This is a genomic window from Achromobacter sp. 413638 (assembly GCF_043119405.1).
Classification (GTDB): domain Bacteria; phylum Pseudomonadota; class Gammaproteobacteria; order Burkholderiales; family Burkholderiaceae_B; genus Achromobacter.
The window spans coordinates 45,608-51,849 of the sequence record NZ_JBICCO010000042.1 but is presented as its reverse complement, the minus strand read 5'-3'; the positions used below and the strand labels follow the sequence as shown (position 1 = coordinate 51,849).

The window sequence follows — 6,242 nt, the reverse complement described above, 5'->3', positions numbered from 1 at the left end:
CCAGGTGGCGCGCAGCGCCGGACTGCGGCGCACGTACCAGGCGTAGGCCAGCGCCCCCAGCGCCATCAGCCAGAGCGCGATATCAGTCCAGAGCAAGACGATCTTGGGCATGGCGGCTACTCGAAACGCACGCGGGGGTCGGCCAGCGTGTAGGAAATATCGGCCAGGATCAGGCCCACGATGTAGAGCGAGGCGCCCAGGAACACCATGGCGCGCACGATGGAAAAGTCCTGCGCGTTGATGGCGTCGATGGTGTAGCTGCCCAGGCCGGGAATGCCGAAGAAGGATTCGGCGATCAGGCTGCCCATGAACAGCAGCGGCAAGGCCGCGACGGTGCTGGTCAGGATGGGCAGCATGGCGTTGCGCAGCACGTGGCGGAACAGCACGGCGCGCTCGGCCAGGCCCTTGGCCCTGGCGGTGCGCACATAGTCCTTGCCGATTTCCTCGAGGAACAGCGTGCGGTAGAAGCGCGCCTCCGGCCCCAGCCGCGAGATGATCGCCACCAGCACCGGCAGCGCCAGGAACTTGGCCATGTCCAGCCCGCCGGAAAAGCCCGAGAAAGGCACCAGCCGCAAGGTCTTGGCGAACAGCCACTGGCCCGCGATGATGTAGAACAGGCTGGAGATCGACAGCAGGATCACGCACAGCACCACGCCCCAGAAATCCAGCCGCGTGGCGCGGAAATAGACCAGCATGAGCGAGAACGCGATGCTGACGAACAGCCCCAGCAGGAAGGTGGGCACGGCCAGCGCCAGGCTGGGCCCCATGCGCGTGCGGATCTCGCGGCCGATGTCGCGCCCGCCGTCCGAAGCGCCGAATTCCATGGCCAGCAGCGGCACCGAGCGCTGGTAGAACACCGTGTCGGTCAGCCGCCCGGCGCCCTGCGCCTCTGCGTTATAGAACAGCGGCTTGTCGTAGCCGTGCTCGACCTTCCATTTCTCCACCGCGTCCTGGCTGATGCGCTGCCCGCCGATGGCCAGCCGCGCCATGTCGTCGGGCGTGTTGACGGCGAAGAACAGGATGAAGGTGAACAGGTTGACGCCGATCAGGATCAGCACGCCATACAGCAGCCGGCGAATCACGTAGCCGATCATGGTTGATGCTCCTTGCGCGCGGCCTGGGCGAACGCCGTCTGCCGCTCGCGCCGCTTCAGGGCCCGGTACGACGGCCAGACCGCCAGCGCCAGCAGCAGCGCGAACACGCCCAGCGGCCACCAGATGGGGGAATTCCATTCATCGATCTTGCGGTGCCGCAGTTCCGGATCGATCTTCATGTACTGCAGGATGTTGCGCACCATCTGGGTGGGCTTGGCATTGCCGACCCACTGCTGGTAGGCGCCGCCCGACATGGGGAAGTAGCCAAACATCCAGGGCGCGTCGCGCTGCACGATGGCGACCATGCGGGCGATCAGGCGTTCCTTCTCGGGGCCATCGTCCAGCAGCTTCATCTGCTCGAACAGCTTGTCGTACTCGGGGCTGTCGTAATTGGCCGCGTTCTCGCCGCCGGTCTTGGCCTTGGCGTTGGGGCCGTACAGCAGGAACAGGAAGTTCTCGGCGTCCGGATAGTCGGCGTTCCAGCCCCAGAAGAAGATCTGGGCCGAACCGCGCCGCATCTTGTCCTGGAAACGGTTGTAGTCGGTGGCGCGCACATCCAGCTGCACGCCGAGCTTGGCAAGCTGCCGCCGCATCCAGTCGAATTGCGGGTTGGAGCCGCCGCCGGTCATGGAGTCGTAGTACAGCACCAGCGGCGCGCCGGTCCGGGCATTGCGGCCGTCGGGATAACCGGCCTCGGCCAGCAGCCTGCGCGCCACGTCGATGGGTTTGCGCACCGGCTTGCCGTCGACCAGATCGTAGACCACCGGGTTCACGCCCTCGGGCGGCTCGCGGTAGCCCAGCACGCCCGGCGGCACCGGGCCGTAGGCCACCGAGGCCTGGCTGTTCTCGAACACCGCCACGTATTCTTCCCAGTCGAAGGCGATGCTGATGGCCTGGCGCAGCTTGCGGTTGCGGTCGGCCTGCTCGGGCGTGTCGCCCTTGCCTACCACCGGGTCCAGCCAGTTGAAGCCCATGTACCAGTTCGCGGTCTCGACCGTGGTGGGCAGCTTGATGCCATGCTCGCGATACTTGCGGGCCTTGTCCTGGCTGTCGCCGGCGGCCACCAGCATGGCCACGCCATACTCGCCGCGCTCGATCTGCGGCACGTCGTAATAGCCCTGCAGGAACTTGCCGGTCAGCGGAATGGCTTCCTTCTCGACGTTGAACACGGCGCGGTCGATGAAGGGCGTGGGCTTGCCGCAGTCGGCCAGCAGGCCCGCGGCCTGGTCGCCCGGCTCGCCTTCGCAGGGATAGGGCTCGCCGTGGAAGTTCGGGTTGCGCGCCAGCACGTGGCGGCGGTTCTGCAAGGACTCCACCAGCATGTAGGGACCGGTGCCCACGGGCCAGGTATTGAACGACAGGTCCTGCTCGGCCATGCCGGGCTGGCTGTAGAAGCGGTCGGCCTCCCAGGGGATCGGCGCCGTGAAGGTCATCGCCAGCCAGTACTTGAACTGGGGATACTTGCCGTTGACGCGGATGCGCAGTGTCAGCGGATCCAGCGCCTGCACGCCGTCGAAGCCATCGGCCTCGCGCAAGTCCAGCCAGGGCGAGGCCCCCGCCCCGCCCGGCGCGTCGCGCCGCAGCGCCTGGTCGCGCAGACGCAGCCGGTCGCCGTAGTCCTTCAGGCCGTGCACGTACTCGGCCATCAGTGAATAGATCGGCGACACCACGCGCGGGCTGGCCAGGCGGCGGATGGCATAGACGTAATCGTCGGCGGTGAGATCGCGCGTGCCGGTCAGCGGAAAATCCGGGATGGCGTACTTGTCCTGCAGCTCAGCAGCCGCCACGGGGAAATACGCGTAAGACCCGTCTGATTTCTTAGCGAAGGCCGGATGCGGCGCGTAGCGCATGCCGGGGCGCAGCTTGATGTCGTACACGCTCTGCGCGATCTGTTCGCCCGGCGCGTCGGCAGGCAGCCTGTTGCCCTGCTTGTCCAGGTAAACGGGCGGATCGATGCTCGCGGCCGCGCGGGGCACCAGCTCGTAGGGCCGCTTCAGGTAGTGGTAGCCGTAGAGCGTTTCATAGACGTTGTAGGTATAAGGCGTCTCGTCATTGGAATAAGAGCTGGCCGGGTCCAGGTACTTGGGAGAGCGCTTGACGAAGGCGGAATACAGCGTGTTCCGGCTTTCGGCGCCGGACTCATAGGGGCTGTTGACGGGGCTGCCGTCGTTGGAGCAGCCCGCCGCCGCCAGCAGCAGCAACGCGGTCGCCGCTGCCCGCAGCTGCTTCATGACGCGCATAAGACCTTCCCAGAACAATGGTTGCGACAGAGGATAGCAAAGCCAGGGCGCGACCAGAACCCCGGCATGCCCCTAATGCTCTGCCGGGCTCAACCGCACTGGCGCTGGCGCCAGCAGTCGTAGCGCCACTTCCAGGGCTGCACCGCGCCCGGCCGCGCCCACAGGCCCCGGCCGGCGGCCTTGGCCTGGCGCTGCAAATCGGGCATGGCCTGGTCGCGCAGGTAGTCGCCCTGGCGCGCGGTATAGGCCCAGGCGTAGCCCGCCTCGACCTGCAGCCGGTTGGCCGAACGGCCGTCCTCCAGGATCAGCGCGCAGACCTCGCGGCCGTACTGGTCCTTTTCATAGCATTGCGCGGTCAGGGTCTTGCCGGCCACCAGCTCCGCCAGGTGCTTGCGCGAGGCCTCGGCATCGGGCTGGCCGGGCTGGTCCGCGCCATGGCCTTCCTCGGGCGCGTCGATGCTGTCCATGCGGATGCGGCGCTGTCCGTCCGGCGCCCGCAGCGTCACTGTGTCGCCGTCCGCGACGTTGACGACGGTGCCGGTGATCGTATAGCTGCCTTTGGGAATGCCGCCGGCCAGCGGCGCGCCGGCTGCGCCGCCCTGGGGCTTGCCCGCCGCCGGCGGGCGGCCGGCGTCCTGGGCCGGTTTCGACGACTGCATCCAGTTGACCAGCGCGCCGGCCGCCGCGAGGATCAGGGCCACGATCAGGGCGGTCAGCCTGCTGCCGCCGAAGGGGGATTTGCCGCGCAAGATCGCCGCGCTCCAGGAAAATGAATGGCTGGCAGTGTGCCACAAGCCCGGCCCGTCTCCGGGCCGGAACAGGATGGCGACGCGCGGCCGGCCGGCGCGGCGGCTACAGCCAGCCCGACTTGCGGAAGCGCCAATAGAGCACGGAGCAGATCGTCACGATGACGCCCAGCGTCACCGGATAGCCCCAGGGCGATTTCAGTTCGGGCATGAACTCGAAGTTCATGCCGTAGATGCCGGCGATGGCCGTGGGCACGGCCAGGATGGCCGCCCAGGACGCCAGCTTGCGCGTGGTGTCGTTCTGCGCCGCCTGGCCGATCATCAGGCTGGCTTCGAACGCGAAGGCCAGCGCCTCGCGCAAGGAATTGAACAGTTCGTCGACGCGCAGCACGCGGTCGGCCACCTCGCCGAAATAGGGCCGCGCGTGTTCATCGACCGCCGTCATCTCGACCCGCGCCAGGCGGCGGCAGATCTCGGCCAGCGGCGACACCACGGTATGGATGCGCAGCAGGTCGCGGCGTTGGCGGTACAGCCTGCGGATATCGGAATCCTTGGCGCCCCGGATCAGCAGCTTCTGCTCGGCGCCCTCGACCACGCTCTCGATCTTGGCGGCCGCCGCCACATAGCGGTCCACCAGCCAGTCGAGCAGCTCGGACGCGACGTAGTCGCTGCCGCGCTTGAGCAGATCCGGCGAGGCTTCCAGCCGTTCGCGCAGCGGGCTGTGGCCGGCGGTGGCGCCGCGCCGCACGGTGACGAGAAAGCCGTCGCCGATCAGGAACTGGGTCTCGCCGAAGATGGGCCGCTCGGCCTCGACCTCGACGGTGATGGCCACGATCAGCACCATGTTGCCATAGTCGATGATCTTGGGCCGCCGGTGCGGCTCCAGCATCTCTTCCTGGTTCTTGTCGCAGGCGCCCAGCTCGCTCACCACCTTGCCCAGCAGCTCGGGGCTGGGGTTGCGCAGCCCGATCCAGAGCATGCCGTGCTCCGGGCGCACGTATGCGCCGACCTGGTCGATGGGCACCTCGCGGTCGCGCCGGCCATTGACATAGGAGATCGACGCGACGACCTCGCGGTTGCCGTTGGCGTCGGGTTGCGGTTCTGTGGTCATGAGCCAGTGTCCTCTTGCGCTGCTGCCCGGCGCCCCACGCGGCGACGGTGGGCCGATGATAGCGCAGCGCGTCCCGGCTCCGCGGCGTTCAGCAGGGCTTCAGCCTGTGCCAGTTTCTCGCCCACCACCCGCCGCAGATGACGGATCAGAAGGCGGGCCGCGGCCGAGGGCGGGCGCGACTTGGGATAGATCAGGCCGTACTGGAGCGGAACCGCCGGCTCGAAACGCCGCAGCCGCGCGCCGCGATGCAGCTGCGTCAGGGCGGCCAGCGGATCGCTCAGGGCCGCGCCGCAGCCAGAGGCGGCGAGCTGGCAGGCGAAGAAGCCGAACGTCACCTCGAACTGCGCCTCGGGCTGATAGCCGGCTTCGCCGAAGGCCCTGAGGTAGCGGTGGAACAGCGAACCGCCGGCGGGCATGCCGATGAACCTGCCCTGGCCCAGCGCGCGCGGCGTGATCGGGCCCGGCAGATCGGCGCGCGGATCGTCCGGCCCGAACACCGCCACGGCATGCGTCTCGGCCAGCGTTTCGGTGACCAGCAGCGGATGCTCGACCGGCAGCTGGGCCAGCGCGATATCGAAATGCTGCTGGCTGATCCAGGCGTCGACATTGGGCGGCATGCGGGCATTGACGCTGGCGCCGAAATCCGGCTCCTCGCGCGTGGCGCCGGCGATGGCGTCCACCAGCAGGCCGTCGATCAGGTGCTGCGCCACCAGCACGTTGACATGGGTGCGGCTCTTGCGGCGCGCGTGACGCAGATAGTCCGTGAGCGCATCGTTGGCGCGCAGCATCTCGCCGATGCGCTCGTACAGCTGGCGGCCCGGCTCGGTCAGCGTCAGCCGCCGTCCCTCCTTGACCAGCAGGGCATACCCGACATCGTCCTCCAGCGCGGCCAGCAGGCGGCTGACCTGGGAAGCGCTGCGGCGCAGGCGCAGCGAGGCCTCCGCGATCGAACCGCCTTCGACAAAGGCGCGCAGCGCCTCCATGCCCATGAGCTGCATAGTCGCTCCGCAAATACTTGCATGATATGCAATCATTATGCCTAATTTCACGA

Annotated in this window: 5 protein-coding genes; all 5 read right to left on the bottom strand. The window is 67.9% G+C overall.

The window, feature by feature from the left end; genetic code table 11:
- Positions 1–116: 116 nt before the first annotated feature.
- Positions 117–1,094, bottom strand: coding sequence for an ABC transporter permease (locus ACEU5R_RS17865; RefSeq protein WP_103275434.1), 978 nt, complete (start codon positions 1,092–1,094; stop codon positions 117–119).
- Positions 1,091–3,334 carry an ABC transporter substrate-binding protein gene (locus tag ACEU5R_RS17860; RefSeq protein ID WP_392411076.1) on the bottom strand — a complete coding sequence of 748 codons (2,244 nt, stop codon included), beginning with the start codon at positions 3,332–3,334 and terminating at the stop codon, positions 1,091–1,093. The genes ACEU5R_RS17865 and ACEU5R_RS17860 overlap by 4 nt, the downstream gene beginning before the upstream one ends.
- An 89-nt stretch (positions 3,335–3,423) precedes the next feature.
- On the bottom strand, positions 3,424–4,086 hold the full coding sequence (locus ACEU5R_RS17855) for a thermonuclease family protein (protein WP_392411077.1): 663 nt from the start codon (positions 4,084–4,086) through the stop codon (positions 3,424–3,426).
- A 100-nt stretch (positions 4,087–4,186) separates the two neighbouring features.
- Complete coding sequence (locus ACEU5R_RS17850; protein WP_103275436.1) at positions 4,187–5,191, bottom strand: magnesium and cobalt transport protein CorA; 1,005 nt, start codon at positions 5,189–5,191, stop codon at positions 4,187–4,189.
- Complete coding sequence (locus ACEU5R_RS17845) at positions 5,188–6,189, bottom strand: LysR family transcriptional regulator (RefSeq protein WP_158658463.1); 1,002 nt, start codon at positions 6,187–6,189, stop codon at positions 5,188–5,190. Before ACEU5R_RS17845 ends, ACEU5R_RS17850 begins: the two co-directional genes overlap by 4 nt.
- Positions 6,190–6,242 lie beyond the last annotated feature (53 nt).

Bases quoted from the DNA above. Each gene is read 5' to 3' on its own strand.
- ACEU5R_RS17845 (WP_158658463.1), bottom strand. From the start codon at position 6,189: ATGCAGCTCATGGGCATGGAGGCGCTGCGCGCCTTTGTCGAAGGCGGT.
- ACEU5R_RS17865 (WP_103275434.1), bottom strand. From the start codon at position 1,094: ATGATCGGCTACGTGATTCGCCGGCTGCTGTATGGCGTGCTGATCCTG.
- ACEU5R_RS17850 (WP_103275436.1), bottom strand. From the start codon at position 5,191: ATGACCACAGAACCGCAACCCGACGCCAACGGCAACCGCGAGGTCGTC.
- ACEU5R_RS17860 (WP_392411076.1), bottom strand. From the start codon at position 3,334: ATGCGCGTCATGAAGCAGCTGCGGGCAGCGGCGACCGCGTTGCTGCTG.